The 17,546-nt window shown below is 55.7% G+C and carries 14 protein-coding genes and 1 pseudogene; 7 read left to right on the forward strand and 8 right to left on the reverse strand.

Going from position 1 to position 17,546, the window contains the following annotated elements; translation table 11 throughout:
- Positions 1 to 90: 90 nt before the first annotated feature.
- From B9K09_RS19275 to B9K09_RS19310, 8 genes are all read right to left on the reverse strand, one after another.
- Complete coding sequence (locus tag B9K09_RS19275; protein WP_087518325.1) at positions 91 to 753, reverse strand: DUF799 domain-containing protein; 663 nt, start codon at positions 751 to 753, stop codon at positions 91 to 93.
- The gene (locus B9K09_RS19280) at positions 753 to 1,106 is read right to left on the reverse strand and encodes a DUF4810 domain-containing protein (RefSeq protein WP_087518326.1); all 354 of its coding nucleotides are present in this window, start codon (positions 1,104 to 1,106) and stop codon (positions 753 to 755) included. The genes B9K09_RS19275 and B9K09_RS19280 overlap by 1 nt, the downstream gene beginning before the upstream one ends.
- A gap of 31 nt (positions 1,107 to 1,137) precedes the next feature.
- A complete protein-coding gene (locus tag B9K09_RS19285; protein WP_087518327.1) occupies positions 1,138 to 1,821 on the reverse strand; it encodes a CsgG/HfaB family protein in 684 nt (227 codons plus the stop codon).
- Positions 1,822 to 1,856: 35 nt separating this feature from the next.
- Positions 1,857 to 3,551, reverse strand: a complete 1,695-nt coding sequence (locus B9K09_RS19290; protein WP_087518328.1) for a ShlB/FhaC/HecB family hemolysin secretion/activation protein — start codon at positions 3,549 to 3,551, stop codon at positions 1,857 to 1,859.
- A 324-nt stretch (positions 3,552 to 3,875) separates the two neighbouring features.
- Positions 3,876 to 5,789 (reverse strand): arginine decarboxylase, encoded by a 1,914-nt coding sequence (gene speA, locus B9K09_RS19295; RefSeq protein WP_087518329.1) that lies wholly within the window; start codon positions 5,787 to 5,789, stop codon positions 3,876 to 3,878.
- Positions 5,790 to 5,918: 129 nt separating this feature from the next.
- Positions 5,919 to 6,290, reverse strand: coding sequence for a translation initiation factor Sui1 (locus B9K09_RS19300; protein WP_087518330.1), 372 nt, complete (start codon positions 6,288 to 6,290; stop codon positions 5,919 to 5,921).
- A gap of 400 nt (positions 6,291 to 6,690) precedes the next feature.
- On the reverse strand, positions 6,691 to 7,242 hold the full coding sequence (locus B9K09_RS19305; protein ID WP_087518331.1) for an NUDIX hydrolase: 552 nt from the start codon (positions 7,240 to 7,242) through the stop codon (positions 6,691 to 6,693).
- A gap of 3 nt (positions 7,243 to 7,245) precedes the next feature.
- On the reverse strand, positions 7,246 to 8,313 hold the full coding sequence (locus tag B9K09_RS19310; protein ID WP_087518332.1) for a DUF2333 family protein: 1,068 nt from the start codon (positions 8,311 to 8,313) through the stop codon (positions 7,246 to 7,248).
- A gap of 1,772 nt (positions 8,314 to 10,085) precedes the next feature.
- Here B9K09_RS19310 and B9K09_RS23015 point away from each other — a divergent pair.
- The 7 genes and pseudogenes from B9K09_RS23015 to B9K09_RS19345 form a co-directional block, all read left to right on the forward strand.
- A pseudogene (locus tag B9K09_RS23015) lies at positions 10,086 to 10,601 on the forward strand (methyl-accepting chemotaxis protein); the annotation flags it as partial.
- Positions 10,602 to 10,810: 209 nt separating this feature from the next.
- Positions 10,811 to 12,607 (forward strand): protein-disulfide reductase DsbD, encoded by a 1,797-nt coding sequence (locus B9K09_RS19320; protein WP_087519179.1) that lies wholly within the window; start codon positions 10,811 to 10,813, stop codon positions 12,605 to 12,607.
- A 121-nt stretch (positions 12,608 to 12,728) separates the two neighbouring features.
- A complete protein-coding gene (aroQ, locus tag B9K09_RS19325; protein WP_087518334.1) occupies positions 12,729 to 13,178 on the forward strand; it encodes a type II 3-dehydroquinate dehydratase in 450 nt (149 codons plus the stop codon).
- A gap of 22 nt (positions 13,179 to 13,200) precedes the next feature.
- A complete protein-coding gene (gene accB / locus B9K09_RS19330) occupies positions 13,201 to 13,659 on the forward strand; it encodes an acetyl-CoA carboxylase biotin carboxyl carrier protein (RefSeq protein ID WP_087518335.1) in 459 nt (152 codons plus the stop codon).
- Positions 13,660 to 13,676: 17 nt separating this feature from the next.
- Complete coding sequence (accC, locus tag B9K09_RS19335; protein WP_087518336.1) at positions 13,677 to 15,026, forward strand: acetyl-CoA carboxylase biotin carboxylase subunit; 1,350 nt, start codon at positions 13,677 to 13,679, stop codon at positions 15,024 to 15,026.
- Between the two features lie 154 nt (positions 15,027 to 15,180).
- Positions 15,181 to 16,059 (forward strand): 50S ribosomal protein L11 methyltransferase, encoded by an 879-nt coding sequence (prmA, locus tag B9K09_RS19340; protein WP_087518337.1) that lies wholly within the window; start codon positions 15,181 to 15,183, stop codon positions 16,057 to 16,059.
- Positions 16,060 to 16,126: 67 nt separating this feature from the next.
- Positions 16,127 to 17,479, forward strand: coding sequence for a DUF3426 domain-containing protein (locus B9K09_RS19345; protein WP_087518338.1), 1,353 nt, complete (start codon positions 16,127 to 16,129; stop codon positions 17,477 to 17,479).
- Positions 17,480 to 17,546: the final 67 nt, after the last annotated feature.

Raw genomic sequence — 17,546 nt, forward strand, 5'->3', positions numbered from 1 at the left:
TTAAGCTTCCTAAAGTTACTCTGCGCGATGCAAAACGATTGACTTGAACCAGCACGACATCTGTAGCGGCTTTCTCAGAAAGACCTAAAGTCAGTCAGTACCGAACTTTGGCGAACGAGGACCATAAAGCAGCCCCCCTGGCTGACCTGCACTTAACAACCGCGCACTGGTCACCCCAGCAATAGGATAAGCAGCATCCTCTACCGAGCTGTTGATGACCTGTGTAACCACTGCGGTAACCAGCATGCCAACCAACCCACCGCCGCTATTGGAGTTGCCTTCTTGACTTGAGGCGGTTGCGGTTCGCGTCCAAAGCGTGGTGCCGGTATCCAGATCTACCAGCTTGGCGCTGGCCGTCACCGCAGTGACGCTTCTTATTACCTGATATTGAGTACCGTACTCACTCACAGACAGATACAACGCGGCATCAGCACCGAAAATCTCACGCAACTTTGCCGCGGGAAGCTGGTGAATATCTGCCGGGTTACTCAGGCCGTTCTGGCGGAATGTTTCATCCACAAGCGCGACTGGCACCACGTAATAGCCGGCTTCTGCAAGGGGATAAGTCAACTGCGAAAGCATGCTGTAGGTGGCTTTCACATCGGGTGACTCGTTCAGCGGTGGCAACACAAGAATAGAGCGCGGACTCGATTGTTTGAACGCGGAATAGTCAACACTCTGGATGGGGGCACAGCCACTGGCTGCGACCATCAGCACAAGTACTACCGATGCCTTTAGTAGACGAATAAGCATCACTGGGCCGCTCCTTTTGCGTTTTCCATCAAGAAGTCCATATAAGCGGTCGACTCAGGGAAAAGTTGTTTCTCGGTATTGAACTCAGCCATCATCTGGTCATCCTTGCCAAGCCCCATATAAAGCATGCCCAACTGAGCGTGATACCCAGGAGGGACGGCACCATCCTTGGCTTTGATTTTTTCCAGGTCGGCTTCTAACACTTCGACTTGAGCCTGCTGAGGCTCACCCTTGAAATAGCCATGCACCTGAGTTTGATAGCCTTCCCACTGGTACAGCGTTTGTCTCGGCGCTGCACAGCCAGCAAGAAAAATACTGATCATCACAACTACACCCAGCACTACTTTTGTCATCTCTGTTGCTCCTTATTGTTGTTTTAAGGGTTCAGTTGCGTGCGTTCCAGGCGCCACTATCAACCGCTTTAACCAGCTTGTTCACGGCCTCGCGAACAGCTAGATCAAGCACTTTTCCATTCAGGGTTGAGTCATAGCTGGCAGTCCCGCCAAAGCCGACGATTTCACGATTAGAAAGCGCATATTCCCCAGCACCTAAAGTGGAATAAACCACTTCAGATGTGCTGATATTGACAATATTCAGTGCCACCTTGGCGTACGCCACTTGCGTCTTGGCGCGACCCAATATGCCGAACAGTTGGCGGTCACCGGTTTCCTTACGACCAAACTCAGTGACATCCCCGGTCACCACAAAATCGGCACCTTTCAAACGTTGCGACTGCCCCTTGATCTCAGCTTCACGCTGGATTTCAACCATGTTGTCTCGGTCGAGCACATTGAAGCGGTTGGTCTGCTGCAGATGGGTGATGAGAATGGTTTTAGCCTGGCCACCGAGGCGATCTACGCCATCGGAGAAAATCCCGCGCATGTAGCTTGAACGATTGTCGAACTTGCCTACTGCAATGGGTGCGCGCGGGCCACTGTAGGCACTGCTGACGCTTTCAACTTGCGCGGTTGGCATGCTGCGCGATGTCTCTGTAGCGCAACCTGACAGCCCCATTAGAAGGGTCAAACTGACAAGTAACGGCAGGCTGTTTCTTAGGGTGATACGCATATATAAATCCTTATAAAAACTAATCTGTGGGGGTCTCAGAAAAACAAATCCACGCGGAAATAAACCGGGAGCTCTCGGCGCTCGATACTGTCCGGGCGCTCAAGTGAGCGGGCAAAGCTAACGCTGGCGGCAAAGTTTTCACCGCGCGTATTGAATTCAATTGAGTTACCCGTCAGCCGGCCACGGTTTAGCGAGTTGTAGCGGTCGCCATGAATAACCCCAACGTCATAGGCAAATGTGGCGCCGTACTCATAAACCCAGGGCTGCAAAGGCGCCCAGGTCACGGGGCGGCGCCAACGCAACTGGTTGCGCCAGTAGCCGCCGGTATCACCCGAAATCGATTGATCTTTAAAACCGCGAACCGAACTCAAACCACCAATGCTGATGCGCTGCGCACTGTAGAGCACGTCTTCACTTTTTTGCCCGGTGGCAAGGCTGTCGAAACTAAAGCGCTCACCCCACAACTCAAACGGTTGCAGGTAACTCAAGGTCAGGGTGTATTTGTTGTATCGCGCCACGGGTTCGGCGCCATGTGGGTCGCCGTCACCTTGAGCATCCAGTGCGCCAATCCCCTGCTGCCAACCTGCATCGAGGTTGATAAAAGCGGAGCCAATACGGCGGCCATGGTTAAACCCCAGCTGGGTTTCGGTCAGCCGGGTGCTGGAGACGTCAATCAAGTTGTTATCGATATAGTTACGGGTATCCAGGCGGCTTAAACCAAAGCTGACCGAAGTTTTGCTGAGGTTGTCGCGGTGCAATACTCGCTCACCGGCAAACTGGTGCGTTTTGGTGTCGCCATCGGAGACGAAGTCGAAACCGTTGGATTGGTTTCGGGCTCGGTAATAACTTTGGCTGTAGCTGTATGAAAAGGTCCACCAGCCATAAGGGATGCTGTAGTAAATACTTTGGTTATCTGAGTGGCGCCACTGATCACTGACGATGTCGTTGCTCGCCCGCAAACTCAGTTGATCCGCCAGCCCAAGCGGGCTGTCCCAGTCGAACCCGAGCCCGACTTGTTGCTCACCGGTGCTTTTGTCACCATCGTTATGCCGATTAGCCGATACACGCCAGGGCTTAACCTTGGCGCCTTTGATCAGAACCCGACTGCCACCAACTGCCTCTCCTGGAACCAGCTCAAGTTCGGCCTGACGCGATGGCAGCCGGTTCAATTGATCGACTAACTGTTCAAGCTCGCGCAGATCAAGAATCTCACCGTTCTCACCCGGAAAGGTCATGCCAAGTTCACGCTCGGAGGCCACACCAGAACTGTCCAGGCCTTCAAGTTGACCCTCCACAACAATGACCTGAAGTGTGCCGCTGGATAAATCCTGCTGCGGCAGGTAGGCGCGCGTGGTGACGTAACCACGATTCAAGTAGTGAGTGGTGATGGCTTTGAGCAGGTCATTGAGCTGAGTGACGCCCAAGCATTGGTCAATGTACGGCGTCAGCAATTGCGTGCTCTGCGAAGCACTTAGGTGCTCGGCGCCCTGGAGGTCGATGCGCTTGATATCAAAGCATTGTGCGTCCGGGTCTACAGCCTGAGGCTTGGGCGCCTCGACCTTTCCCGGCAACTGCTGGAGCGTCTCTAGGCGCTTTTGCTGCTCATCGAGCAAGCGTTCCTGACGATCCCGTATTAGATCGCGGTCGCCTGGCGACTGCGGTGTTTGGGCATAGACAGCCGACGCGCCCAGCACCCCAAGAAGCCAACAATAGCGTACGACGGAATACATAAACTCAATCCCTTGAATGAAGGCACAATGATATCAAAACATTGACAGGCGCCGACATTAACATGAAGAAAAAGTTCAATCACAAGGAAATAAGTGAATATGTGATATAGGACCAGGACTAAAGTGATGTCCATCCGAAAGTCAGGCTAAGCAGAGCGACTCCGAAATGTCCGCTTGAACGCAGATGCGCTGTTAGGCGCACTAGACAAGGGTTAGCGACGTTAACTGTTGCGACCTTGCCGCCACTGGCGCCAGCCATCGCCGGAATCCACAACGCTTAAACAAAAAAACCGGCACTAGGCCGGTTTTTTGTTTAGCGCCAGGTTATGACGACAAATACGAGGAGCGCGTCAGGCCCAAACGCAGTGCATCAAGATAGGTTGTGCGCTCGCGTGCTGTGATCTTGGCACTGGCAACCTTATCGCGGTAATGAGTCATCAACTCTTCTGGCGACAAGTGCACGTAACGCAGCATGTCTTCAATGGTGTCATGAGTTTCGATACCCGCGTGGTAAACACTGCCATCTGGATTCTGGTAAATATTTACCGAATCGGTATCACCAAACAGGTTGTGCATATCACCGAGAATCTCCTGATATGCACCTACCAGGAAGATACCCAACAGGTAATCTTCGCCCTCACGCACTTCATGCACCGGCAAGCTGCTTTCGATGCTTTGCTCATCGACGTACTGTCGAATTTTACCGTCGGAATCACAGGTCAGATCCTGCAGCACAGCACGGCGCAGCGGCTCTTCTTCAAGACGGTTGAGCGGCAGTATCGGCAAGACCTGGCCGATCGCCCAGGTATCCGGCAAGCTCTGGAATACCGAAAAGTTGCAGATATATTTGTCGGCTAGCTTGTCGTTGAGTTCATCGAGCACTTGGCGATGTGAACGCTGGCGTGCCTTCATCGAGTTGTACAAGCGCCGGCACACCGCGAAGTAGCACTGCTCGGCCAAGGCTTTTTCGACCAGGCCAATCTTGCCTTCAGCGTACTGACTGGCAACATCACTCATGTAATGGGTGGCGCGCCAGTATGTTTCGGTGGCCATTTCAAAATCAGTCGGCGCCAACAAGTCCGCCAGATAACCAACCGTTTCCGGCAGGCTTTGGCGATCTTCGATGACAGGTACTTCGTCGTTGTGCTTTTCAACGTCGGTGACCTGCACCACCAGCATGGCGTGGTGCGCGGTCAGCGAGCGACCGCTTTCCGAGAAGATATTCGGATGCGGCAACTCCTGCTCGTCGCAGAATTCCTTGAGCATGCCCACGACTACACCCGCGTAGTCATCCATGTCGTAGTTGATCGAACTGGCATTGCGCGAGTGCGTGCCGTCGTAATCAACGCCCAGGCCGCCACCCACGTCGATGTGATCGACCGGCAAGCCTAGGCCGCGTAATTCACCGTAGTAACGAATCGCTTCCTTGAAACCGTGTTGGTAGTCGGCCAGATTGGCAATTTGCGAGCCCATATGGAAGTGCAGCAGGCGAATGCCCTGATCCAGCTTGGCCGCACGAAAGCGCTCAACCACCGAAAGTAGCTGCGCGGCAGACAAACCAAACTTGGATTTTTCACCGCCGGTATCAGCCCACTTCGAGGAAGCCAGTGAAGACAAGCGCACCCGCAGACCAATCTGCGGCGCCACCTTGAGTTCTGCAGCCTCATCGATCACCAACTGAACTTCGGATTCTTTCTCGATGACGATAAAAACGTTGTGACCGAGCTTTTGTCCCATCAGCGCCAGCCTGATGAATTCGCGGTCCTTGTAACCATTACAAACGATGGTGCCGCCCTTTGGCGCCAGAGCCAGCACCGCTAAAAGCTCTGGCTTTGAACCGGCTTCAAGACCAATCGCAACATCCTTGGTAGCAATGATGTTCTCAACCACCGCTTCCTGCTGATTCACCTTGATCGGGTACAGCGCCATGTATTTGCTTTGATATTCCAGACGCGCGATGTTGGCGTCGAATGCGCCGGTCAACTGGCGCACACGGTCTTGCAAAATATCTGGAAAACGCACCAGCAATGGCAAGCTCAAACCACTGGCGCGCAGCTCGTCAACTTGCTCATAAAGATCAATCGGGGTGCTATCAGGGCCATTCGGGCGCACTTCGACGCGGCCGCTGTCATTGATCGCGAAATAACCCGCGCCCCAATGACGAATTCCGTAAACGCTACGGCTGTCCGCAACGGTCCATTGGCTGCCGTCATCTTTACGTGTGCGTCGTGCAGACATTGAAGTCTCCCTTGCTTGCGATAGATAGCCCTGGCTAAACCAGTGCCTGTACAAATTAAAGGATGGAAATGACGATTTCTCAGTAGCTGACTGGCAATCTACCGAGGAAGTTTAGAATAGCTGCTTAGCTTAGCCGCCAGACTTCTTCGCTTTGAAACCGCGCTTTGTGAGTTCTTCGAGCAGCAGCTCGACGTGATCGCCCTGGATCTCAATCACCCCATCCTTGAGCGAGCCACCACAGCCGCAACGCTTTTTCAGCGCGCTTGCCAGCTCTTTCAAGGGTTCCTCAGGCAATGGCACACCACTCACGGTGCTCACGGTTTTACCGCCACGGCCTTTGGTTTCTCGGCGCACACGGGCAATACCGTCGCCTTCAGGGACCAGGTTTTTTTTACAGATGCAGGCGTCTACCGGCTGACTGCAATCCGGGCAATGCCGGCCTGTGTCAGTGGAATACACCAAACCGCTTAATGCGGCGAATGACGAGGCTTTCTTGACCACCGGCTATCCTCTTTGGCAGGTCAGAAACATGCTGGGTAACGATACACACACAACCCAACAGGTTTGAAAGCGATAGGCTGACATACGTCAACCGCGAAGCCCCACTCTGGCAGGGGCAGCGCACCACGCCCCTTTGGGCGGTGGTTTAAAGGGCGCGCAGTGTAACGAGAAAATGGCTGAATGCTAAGCATAAAAACGCGCCATTAATCGCCGATTTAGCGACTTTTACAGGCACGCGTTCGACATCATGGACAGCCTGTTGGCATATCCTGAACAAAAACCGATATTTGCCTTGCTGCGCGGTATGCAGCGACTGAATCGGACGGTGTGGAGCGCCACCCGGTGGAGCGCCACCCGGAGAAAACGTCACGCGCGAGGGCAAGACAAAGCAACAAGTCTGCTAACAGCCGCTGTTTTGGCTGCGTATTTCTAGATAGGCACGCAAGGCTTGCAGCGAGTCTGGGCAGTAGTCCTTGAAACTCGCCTCGGCTAAAGCTTGCTGCACAGTAATAAACCGCGCTTCGAGCACCTCTTCAGGCTGTAACACCAGCGGCGCATCTGACACCGCAGAGAAAACGGCGCACCACAAACGATTGTCCGCCTGATCAAAAAAGAAGCGCCGACACTCATTCAATATGACGTTGCCGATACCCAACTCTTCTTGCAACTCGCGGGCGGCCGACTCAGCGTAGCTTTCATTGGCCATGACCATCCCGCCAGCGGCGACATCCCAATAACCGGGATACAACGCCTTGCTCAGCGTACGGCGGTGCACGCAAAGCAGCCCCGCAGAATTGAACAGCAATATAAAGGTAGCGCGACCAATCAGGCCTCGCTCGCGCAACTCAGCGCGAGGCAAGACGCCTAGCTGGCAGTCTTGCTCGTCAACCCAGGCGATTCGCTCTGCGTCAGAAGCCGCCCGGTGGGCGACCTCCGCTTGCGAGATAGGCATCAATTAACCCTGCGACAACAGTTGACGCAAATCGATAATGCCAGCGTTAGCACGCGAGATGTAGTTGGCCATAACCAGCGAGTGGTTAGCCAACAGACCATAACCGCTACCGTTGAGAATCATCGGGCTCCACATCGGTTCTTGAGCGGCTTCCAGCTCACGAATGATCTGACGCACGCTAACCGTAGCGTTCTTCTTGACCAGCACATCAGCGAAATCAACTTCGACTGCGCGCAAGAACTGCGCGAGCGCCCATGCCTGACCGCGTGCTTCGTAGAACACATTGTCGATCTGCATCCACGGGGTTTCGTAGGCGTTCTCGTCAACCTTCACTGCTGCACCGGTGGCGACTAGCTCGTTTTTAACTTCAGTATTCAAGCGTACCTGGCCGACACTTGCCGACAGCCGTTGCGACAGCGAACCCAGACGTGTGGCGGCGTCGCCCAACCAGTTATTGAGGTTATCTGCGCGCGTATAAAACTGCGCAGCCGGCTTACCGTCGCCCGACAAACGCGCGAGGTAACGATCCAGCGATTTGATACCTTCACGGTATTCAGATTCGGATGCAGGCAGTGCCCAGCTTTTGTTGTCGAAGTTGAAGCGCGGCTCAGCTCTGGCAAGGTCAACGTCTTCGGTCGACTGCGACTGCGAGCGTGAGAAGTCCTTACGCATAGCGCGCGACAAGTCACGTACCTGTACCAACACACCGAGCTCCCAGCTTGGCATGTTGTCCAGCCACAGGCCCGGAGGCGCGAGGTCGTTGGACAAATATCCACCCGGCTTTTCGAGCAGGGTTGTGGCCACATATTTAAGGGTTTCAACGGTGGTGTAGCCATTGGTCATTTGCCGCTGCGCATTCTGCGCGGCTGACTCGGCGTGCTGCTGAACGGAGAACTGGTCAGGCTCCTGGCTCCAATACCAGCCAACCACCAGCGCTACCAACAGATAGATGCCAAGTAACGTGCCAAATATCTTGGTTACCCAGCCCCCACGAAAATAACTGCGGACGCTGGCGACAGAGTCGTCGACGTTGTCACGCGTGCCAGTCGTGCGTTTCTTCCAATCCAGCATGGCAATGTCCTTCTTTTACGGCGTTCGGGTGTTCGACAGCAACCACAAACAAGGGTTGCGCGACAGGCTTCCACTATAAGGGAAACACGCATTAATGCGCAGTGTGAACCACAACCTTAGCATTGGACGGCCCGTTATACCCGTGATCCACACCGTTAGAGCTGCACCCGCATGTGCACAACCGGCCAACCAGCGCCGACTTTTACTGTTGGCTACTTGGCAATTTTCATCCGCGTCATACTTCTGTAACTAAAACGCAATAACTTCATGGACTTACGGCATGCCAAGCATGCCCATACCGTTCCGTTGTCGGTAGAGCCCAAATGCGCCTGAAATTTTTCACCAACCTAAACACTGCCCTGTTGGTCACTGCCTGCATCGCCCTGGGCGCAACCCTTTGGTGGTCGCAACAAGCGCTTGAACGGCCGTATGCGCTGATGGAGCGTTATATGAATCTGTCTGAGCGCTTCCAAAAAAACGTCAGCCGCAATATTAACGCTTACCTGCAAAGCGGTGATGCGCTGCGCCACAGCGAAGCGCTGAAGGCAATTGATGAGTTGCAACCTGAGCTTGATCAGCTACCGGCTGAACTTGCAGGCCACGTTCGCAGCAGCCTGGATGCCCTGCGCAGCTTCAGCGCGGGTGAGTTGCTGGCCGCTGGCAAACTGGCCGGTGACCCTCAAGGCTTGATGGTCCAGGCCGAGCGCGAAATGGCAGATGCCCTTGAGCAGCTCGCGCGATACGCAGCAGAAAGCGATTCAGCCTCCGCCAGGCAATATCACCCACCGTTATTCAGCGCTGCACAACACTTGGTAAAACTCAGCCACGCCCGCAACAAGTTAGTTGTCAGCGCCAACAACGAGTTAGCCGCAGACGTTGAACGCGAACGCCAAGCGCTCGAACAACAAGCGCAGTTGCTCAACAATCTGCCGCTACTGGGCGTCGAAGACACAAACCAGTCCGCCAGCGACGGTTTTGCAGCGATGCTTGGGCTCGACACCGCAGATACCAAGAGCCAAGCAGAGGATCGCGGCATAGGCCTGAAGCGCGAATTTGCCAGCCTGGTCAGTCGTTATCCGAACGAACTCAAAAGAACCGTCGGCTTGATCGAGCAACGTAATCAGCTAAGCCAAGCCACGCGCACTCAAATCGATAAAGTCAGCCAGGCATTGGCTGAACTGGAACCCTTGGTGCGCGCCGAGCACGCCAAGATTCAGGGAGAGGTTCGGCTCTTACAGGGCATTATGATTGCCCTGATTCTCTGTATTGCGCTGACCATCGACACCTTGCAACGACGCCTGACCCGCGTACTTACCCTGTTAGTGCCGGGTTTGTCTGCCTGGGCCCAGGGCAACTTTGCCACCCCCATCAAACTCAATAGCAAAACCCGCGAGTTGGTTGATATTGAAGACTCGCTGAACCACCTGCGCAGTTATCTGGTGGCCTTGGTTGGCACCATTCGTGAACATGCCGAGCAAGTCGCCGGATCGAGTCGCACCTTGGCCGATCTCAACGGTGGAATGCACCAAGGCGCCGAACGTCAAGCGGCAGACACCGCGCAAATTCGCGATGCGCTAGGCAATCTCGAATCAACCATTGTCCAGGTTGCAGACGACGCCAGTGATGCTGCAGATGCCAGCCGGAACGCCGATAAAGCCTTGGAGCAAGGGCAGCAAGTCATCAGCCAGAGCCTTACCGGTCTGCACACGCTGGCCGGTGAAGTGCAGAACAACGCCCAGGCGATTGAGCGCCTGGCTGAAGAAACCACCACCATCGGCAATGTGCTTACGGTTATTCGCGGGATCGCCGAACAAACCAATCTGCTCGCGCTCAACGCCGCCATCGAGGCTGCCCGCGCAGGTGAAATGGGCCGCGGCTTTGCTGTCGTTGCTGAAGAAGTTCGTTCACTTTCGCAGCGCACCAGCGGTGCAACTGAGCAAATTCAGGAGTTGATTGCCCGCCTGCAACAAGCCGCTCGCCATTCGGTCGATGCGATGCGCAGCCAATTGGAGCACGCGCAAACCAGCGCCAATCAAGCCGCTGCGGCAGATGGCGCACTGGATGAGATTGTCAGTTCGATTCGCACCATCGCCAATATTGCCGAGCGCATTGCTGCCGCCACCGCCCAACAAAGCGGCGCAGTCAGCGAAATCCGCAGCCGCAGTGAACGCATTCACAGCCTCGGCGATGACAACTTGCAACGTATCGGCAAAGGCCGCGACCAGGGCGAACAACTGCTCCAGCTAGGCGGGGAACTGCGCACGGCGGTGCAAGCCTTCCACCTGTAAAACCTGAAAAGCCGCTCTGCGGAGATCAAATTCACTGAAAAAAAGACACTCGGCAGGCGCCGCGTGCATTTGTCGCACCCCTTGCAAACGGCGCCATTGACGCACTTGGCTGCATTTCATCGGTCTGACAAAGCCGCTTACAGCTCAGCCAATGCCATCAGTTACCCGGCTCCGTTATGATGGGCGGATACTTGTTTATCGAGATTCACATGCGCCGTTTAATCAGTCTGCTCCTGCTCATCGTTGCACTACCCGCCAGCGCCAGCTTGCTCGATAACCGACCAGCCCTCGCGCCACTGGGCGCCCCGCTGAATAACAGCGCTGATTTCCTGCCGGTTCGCGAAGCCTTCAAGCTCGACCTGATCAGCACTTCAGCTGACAGCGTAAAGCTACGCTTCATCGCCACCGACGGTTACTACCTGTACAAACACCGCTTCAAATTCAGCACCGAGCCTGCCGACATCGGCCTCGGCGAGGCGCAAATGCCCGCTGGAGAACAGAAGACCGACGAGTACTTCGGTGAAGTCGAGGTTTATCACAACATTGTCGACGTTGACCTGCCGATAGCCCCGCCGACTGATCGGCCCTATACGCTCAATGTCACCTATCAAGGCTGTGCAGACAAAGGCCTGTGCTATCCGCCCGAAACCGAGCAGATTCAAATCAATGGTGGCGCAGCCGCCGATAGCGCCAGCAACGTCGCAGCGGCAGGCAGCGCTGACAAGACCAGCTGGAAATGGACAGATCTGGCCCTGTTCTTTCTCGCCGGCCTTGGATTGACCTTTACGCCTTGCGTGTTGCCGATGCTCCCGATTCTCTCTGGCGTGGTCTTACGCGGCCGCCCAAGCAATCGGCGCGGCCTGGTGTTATCGCTCGCCTACGTCCTGCCAATGGCTGCCTGTTACGCCGCGCTCGGGGCATTGATGGGCCTGTTTGGCGCCAGCCTCAACCTGCAAGCCATGCTGCAATCGCCGTGGGTACTTATCCCATTCGCCTTGTTCTTCACCCTGTTCGCGATTGCCATGTTTGGCATGTTCGAGATCCGCTTGCCCGCATTCGTTCGTGAGCGACTGGACCGCAAGGCCTCGCAAACCCAAGGCGGCTCAATTGCCGGCGCAGCGACTCTGGGCGTGCTGTCCAGCTTGATCGTTTCGCCTTGCGTCACAGCGCCACTGACCGGTCTTTTGCTCTATATCAGCAGCACCGGCGACGCACTGGGCGGTGGCTTGCAACTATTCGCCCTTGGCCTTGGCATGGGCGCTCCGCTGGTATTGATTGGTGCTGGCGGCGGTGCGTTGCTGCCACGCAGCGGGGCATGGATGAACAGCGTACGCAATTTGTTCGGCGTGATGCTGCTGGCCGTATCCATCTGGCTGCTCGATCGTTTATTGCCGGGCCCAGTAACGCTGGCGCTGTGGGGCTTGCTGGCGGCAGGAGCCGCGTTGTTCCTCGGCGCGCTGGAGTTCAATGTAAAAAGCTCGAAAGGCAAACTCGCGCAACTTGCAGGCCTAGCCTTGCTGGTCTACGCGCTCACCGCCTGGGTTGGCGCATTGCAGGGCCATGACGACCCATTACGTCCGCTCGGTCGCATGCAGCTCGGCTCTGGCCAGATGATGCCAAACACTCAAGCCCAACATGGCAACTGGCAAACCGTGACCAGCGGCGCCGAGCTTGACGCTGCACTGGCCGCCGCTAAAAGCAGTGGCAAACCTCTCCTGCTCGACTGGTACGCGGACTGGTGCATCAGCTGCAAAGTCATTGAACGAGAAGTACTCAGCGATCCCACCGTAATCACCCAGCTGAACGATTACGCCTTGGTACGCTTCGACATTACCGATAGCACCCCGGCACAACGTTCGATTCTGGATCGCTATTCACTGTTCGGTCCTCCAGCCATCCTACTCTTCGATAAAAACGGCGACGAATGGCAAGACCTTCGTGTTGTCGGTGAAGTCGATGCTGAAACCTTTTCAGCCCAGCTGAATAAAGCCCGCGAACGCTTTTAAATACCTCAGTCACAAAACTGCCGCAAACACCGGCCATCGTGCTGGCTACTGCATAGAACTAGACAGTCACGAGGCGACTCCGGCATAGTTCTGCGTGTAAGAACAACAAGGAACACGGAACATGGCGACCTTACTGGTCCTGCACGGCCCAAATCTGAACTTACTCGGCACCCGCGAGCCGGGTGTCTATGGCGCAACAACTCTGGAGCAGATCAACCTTGATCTAGAGCACCGCGCCCGTGAGAAAGGGCATCATCTGCTGTACCTGCAAAGCAATGCCGAGTACGAGTTAATCGAACGCATCCACGCCGCCAGAGGCGAAGGCGTCGACTTTATTCTGATTAATCCAGCCGCTTTTACACACACAAGCGTCGCATTACGTGACGCATTGCTGGCGGTGAGCATCCCATTCATCGAAGTGCACTTATCCAACGTGCACAAACGCGAAGCATTCCGCCATCACTCCTACTTTTCAGATGTTGCTGTAGGTGTGATCTGCGGCCTTGGCGCCAGCGGTTATCGGCTGGCCCTGGAGGCTGCACTCGAACAACTTGAACTTGAACGGCCCTGACCCAACTGGGAGTTGAAAAGCTATGGATATTCGTAAAGTCAAAAAACTGATCGAGCTGCTGGAAGAGTCCGGCATCGACGAACTGGAGATTCACGAAGGTGAAGAGTCAGTACGCATCAGTCGCAACAGCAAGCAACCTGCCTATGCACCACAACCTATGTATGCACCGGCACCCGCTCCTGCCGCAGCGCCAGCCGCGCCAGTAGCCGCCGCTGAGGCCGCAGCACCGGCAGCGCCAAAGCTTAATGGCACCGTGGTTCGCTCGCCGATGGTCGGCACCTTCTACCGCGCCTCGTCACCAACCTCAGGCAATTTCGTTGAAGTTGGCCAGAGCGTTAAGAAAGGCGACATCCTCTGCATCGTTGAAGCGATGAAGATGATGAACCACATCGAAGCTGAAACCAGCGGCGTTATCGAATCCATTCTGGGCGAGAACGGCCAGCCGGTTGAATACGACCAGCCTCTGTTCACAATCGTTTGAACCGAGGAGAGCCAGCGATGTTGGAAAAAGTTCTAATCGCCAACCGCGGTGAGATCGCATTGCGCGTCTTGCGTGCGTGTAAAGAATTGGGCATCAAAACTGTAGCTGTGCACTCCACAGCAGACCGGGAATTGATGCATTTGGCTCTGGCAGACGAATCTGTTTGCATTGGCCCAGCGGCCGGTACCCAGTCCTACCTGAACATCCCGGCAATCATCAGCGCAGCTGAAGTCACCGGCGCCACGGCTATTCACCCTGGCTACGGTTTCCTTGCGGAAAACGCCGACTTCGCTGAACAAGTGGAAAACTCAGGTTTTGCCTTCATCGGCCCGAAAGCTGAAACCATCCGCCTGATGGGCGACAAGGTTTCGGCTAAAGAAGCCATGATCAAAGCTGGCGTGCCTGTGGTTCCTGGTTCCGATGGCCCACTGCCTGAAGACGAAGAAACTGCACTGGCAATTGCTCGCGAAGTTGGCTACCCGGTGATCATCAAAGCTGCAGGCGGCGGCGGTGGTCGCGGCATGCGCGTGGTTTACAAGGAAGAAGACCTGATCAAGTCAGCCCGCCTGACTCGCAGTGAAGCCGGTTCGGTATTCGGCAATCCAATGGTATATCTGGAGAAGTTCCTCGGCAACCCACGTCACGTGGAAGTCCAGGTGCTCTCCGACGGCCAAGGCAACGCAATTCACCTCGGTGATCGCGATTGCTCGTTGCAACGTCGCCACCAAAAAGTGCTTGAAGAAGCGCCGGCGCCGTACATCAACGAAAAAGCCCGTGCCGAAGTGCTCAAGCGCTGCGTCGATGCCTGTATCGAAATTGGCTACCGCGGCGCCGGTACGTTCGAGTTCCTTTACGAGAACGACAGTTTCTACTTCATCGAGATGAACACTCGTGTGCAGGTGGAGCATCCGGTTACTGAAATGGTTACCGGTATCGACATCGTCAAAGAGATGCTCAGCATCGCTGCTGGCAACAAGCTGTCGTTCACCCAGGATGACGTTGTCGTTCGCGGGCACGCACTTGAGTGCCGGATCAACGCTGAAGACCCAGATAACTTCATGCCCTGCCCGGGCAAGGTTAAGCATTTCCATGCACCTGGCGGCTTTGGCGTTCGTGTTGATTCGCACCTGTACAGTGGCTACACCGTACCACCGCACTACGACTCCCTGATCGGTAAGCTGATCACTTACGGGGCAACCCGTGACGAAGCCATGGCGCGCATGCGCAACGGTCTCGACGAGATGGTAGTTGACGGCATCAAGACCAACATTCCGCTGCACCGGATGCTGGTTCGCGACAAGGGTTTCAATGAAGGTGGGGTGAACATTCACTACCTTGAAAAGAAACTGGGTATGGATAAGCACTGATACCAGTGCCTGCCTGACCTGCTACAACAAGGGCTGCCGTTTGGCGGCCCTTGTTGCTTACGCAGTTGTATATCTGGAAGCGGGCCAGTCCCTACAGTAAGCTTGCGCCCCCACAAAGCGCTCAAATTGATTTGGCTTCCAACGAGGTTCCGTTATGCCCTGGTTACAAGTACGTCTCGCCATCACCCCGGAACAAGCGCCGACCTACGAAGATGCTCTGCTCGAAGTGGGCGCCGTGTCTGTGACCTTTATGGATGCTGAAGACAACCCTATCTTTGAACCGGAGCTGAACACCACACCGCTTTGGTCGCACACCCATTTGCTAGCGCTGTTCGAAGCGGACACCGACACCGATGCCCTGCTCGCCCACTTGCAACTGCTCACTGGCGGCGCATTACCCGAGCACCAGGTTGAAGAAATTGCCGACCAGGACTGGGAACGCAGTTGGATGGATAACTTCAAGCCGATGCGGTTTGGCCAGCGCCTGTGGATTGTTCCAAGCTGGACCGACGCACCGCAACCCGATGCCGTGAACTTGCTGCTCGACCCGGGTTTAGCGTTCGGCACTGGTACCCACCCCACCACTGCTCTGTGCCTTGAATGGCTCGATGGCCAGCCACTTGAAGATTGCAGCGTTATCGATTTCGGTTGCGGCTCGGGTATCCTGGCGATCGCCGCGTTACTGCTTGGCGCACCGCACGCAGTAGGCACTGATATTGACCCACAAGCACTTGAGGCCTCGCGTGACAACGCCGGGCGCAACGGTATCGATCCGGCACGCTTCCAGCTGTATCTACCGGCCGATATGCCGCAGGAGCCTGCCGACGTAGTAGTTGCCAACATTCTTGCTGGCCCGCTGGTCGCACTAGCCCCGCAAATCACCACGCTGGTAAAAGCTGGCGGGCGCCTGGCATTGTCGGGGATTCTTGCCGAACAGGCCGAGGACGTTCGCGCCGCATACGCTGCCGCCTTTGACCTCGACCCAACCGCGAGCAACGATGGCTGGGTACGCATCAGCGGCGTACGCCGTTAAAAACCTGACGCTGCAGCCACCTCAAGACTTGCGTTAGACTAGCCCCAATGTTTTTTCGGACCGTCGCATGACCGAGAGTTTTGTCACCCAGTGCCCGCAATGCCGCACCAGTTTCCGCGTAAATACCGCGCAATTGGGTGCGGCGCACGGCGCTGTGCGTTGCGGCGCCTGCCTAAACGTATTCAATGCAGCTCAACAGTTGCAGCAGCAGGGCCATGTGATTGCGCCTGCGCAGGAAAAACCTGTGCCCGCAAAACCGCCAGTGACGCAACAAAGTCACGTTCCGGCAGCGACCAACAAGACAAAAAATCCTGAAGACACGCTGTGGATTCATGACGATCTTGATCTCGATGAGCTGGACCTTGATGAAGAGCTGGCCAAACTAGAAGAGCGTGAGCAGCAACTCTCACAAGAGTTTCTCAAGCTTGAACGCAGCACCCATTTCAGCTCCGTATTCGCCACACCACCGCGCAATACACCCGAGGCGCACGATGAGCGCTGGGCTGAAGAGCTAATGCGCGAAGATGAAATCAAGCCCGCTGATAAAATGGCCCTGGAACCATTGGGCTTGAAACAACGAGACACGCACAGCAGCCCACCGCCTGCGACGCAGCCATTTCAGCACCCGCCCCTGGCGGCACAGACTTACAGCAGCGATGCGCCCGGCAGCGAACCTGAGCTCAAGCTCACCGATGCTGATTTCGGGGCAGCGCCTGATCCGGACACCGATGCCCCGTCCGAACCGTTGCCGGCCGGCCCGGCCGATGAGCCGCAGCGCAGTCAGCCGCCAATCAGCGACATTGATGACGCTGAAGAGCCTGAAGACGCACCACTCATCGTGAAGCAAACCTCTCGCCCGGAAGCCAATGCAGGCCATCACAAACTCTTCGAGCTAGACGACGAGCCGGTTGAGTTTGACTGGCAGAAACCCGGGCCGTCGTGGGGCCGAATTATCGGCTGGAGCATTTTGATACTACTGGCCGCCGGCGCACTGGCTGGCCAATATGTGGCTTATCACTTCGAGCAGCTTGCCCGCCAAGATCAGTACCGCCCGATATTTGAACAAATGTGCCCGACAATCGGTTGTGAATTGCCAGCCAAAGTCGACATCAACCTGATCAAAAGCAGCAACCTGCTCGTGCGCTCACATCCAGAGTTCAGCGGCGCGCTGGTGGTCGATGCAATCATCTATAACCGTGCCGCTTTTTCGCAACCCTTCCCGCTCCTGGAAATTCGTTTTGCTGACATCAGCGGAAAGTTACTTGCCAGTCGTCGCTTCACGCCTGGCGAATACTTATCAGGCGAACTTGCTGGGCGCACAGAAATGCCGCCCCAAACGCCGATCCATATATCACTGGACATCCTTGATCCCGGCAACCAGGCCGTTAACTACAGCCTGAGCTTCCACTCGCCGCAATAGCTTAACAACACCCATAAATGAACGGCTTATCGCCCTCATAACTCATGGCGATAAGCTGGCAACTGTT

Source organism: Pseudomonas sp. M30-35 (genome assembly GCF_002163625.1).
In the GTDB taxonomy this organism is placed as follows: domain Bacteria; phylum Pseudomonadota; class Gammaproteobacteria; order Pseudomonadales; family Pseudomonadaceae; genus Aquipseudomonas.

Bases quoted from the DNA above. Each gene is read 5' to 3' on its own strand.
- B9K09_RS19280 (WP_087518326.1), bottom strand. From the start codon at position 1,106: ATGACAAAAGTAGTGCTGGGTGTAGTTGTGATGATCAGTATTTTTCTT.
- B9K09_RS19290 (WP_087518328.1), bottom strand. From the start codon at position 3,551: ATGTATTCCGTCGTACGCTATTGTTGGCTTCTTGGGGTGCTGGGCGCG.
- speA (WP_087518329.1), bottom strand. From the start codon at position 5,789: ATGTCTGCACGACGCACACGTAAAGATGACGGCAGCCAATGGACCGTT.
- B9K09_RS19345 (WP_087518338.1), top strand. From the start codon at position 16,127: ATGACCGAGAGTTTTGTCACCCAGTGCCCGCAATGCCGCACCAGTTTC.
- B9K09_RS19320 (WP_087519179.1), top strand. From the start codon at position 10,811: ATGCGCCGTTTAATCAGTCTGCTCCTGCTCATCGTTGCACTACCCGCC.
- prmA (WP_087518337.1), top strand. From the start codon at position 15,181: ATGCCCTGGTTACAAGTACGTCTCGCCATCACCCCGGAACAAGCGCCG.
- accC (WP_087518336.1), top strand. From the start codon at position 13,677: ATGTTGGAAAAAGTTCTAATCGCCAACCGCGGTGAGATCGCATTGCGC.
- B9K09_RS19275 (WP_087518325.1), bottom strand. From the start codon at position 753: ATGCTTATTCGTCTACTAAAGGCATCGGTAGTACTTGTGCTGATGGTC.
- B9K09_RS19285 (WP_087518327.1), bottom strand. From the start codon at position 1,821: ATGCGTATCACCCTAAGAAACAGCCTGCCGTTACTTGTCAGTTTGACC.
- accB (WP_087518335.1), top strand. From the start codon at position 13,201: ATGGATATTCGTAAAGTCAAAAAACTGATCGAGCTGCTGGAAGAGTCC.
- B9K09_RS19310 (WP_087518332.1), bottom strand. From the start codon at position 8,313: ATGCTGGATTGGAAGAAACGCACGACTGGCACGCGTGACAACGTCGAC.
- aroQ (WP_087518334.1), top strand. From the start codon at position 12,729: ATGGCGACCTTACTGGTCCTGCACGGCCCAAATCTGAACTTACTCGGC.
- B9K09_RS19305 (WP_087518331.1), bottom strand. From the start codon at position 7,242: ATGCCTATCTCGCAAGCGGAGGTCGCCCACCGGGCGGCTTCTGACGCA.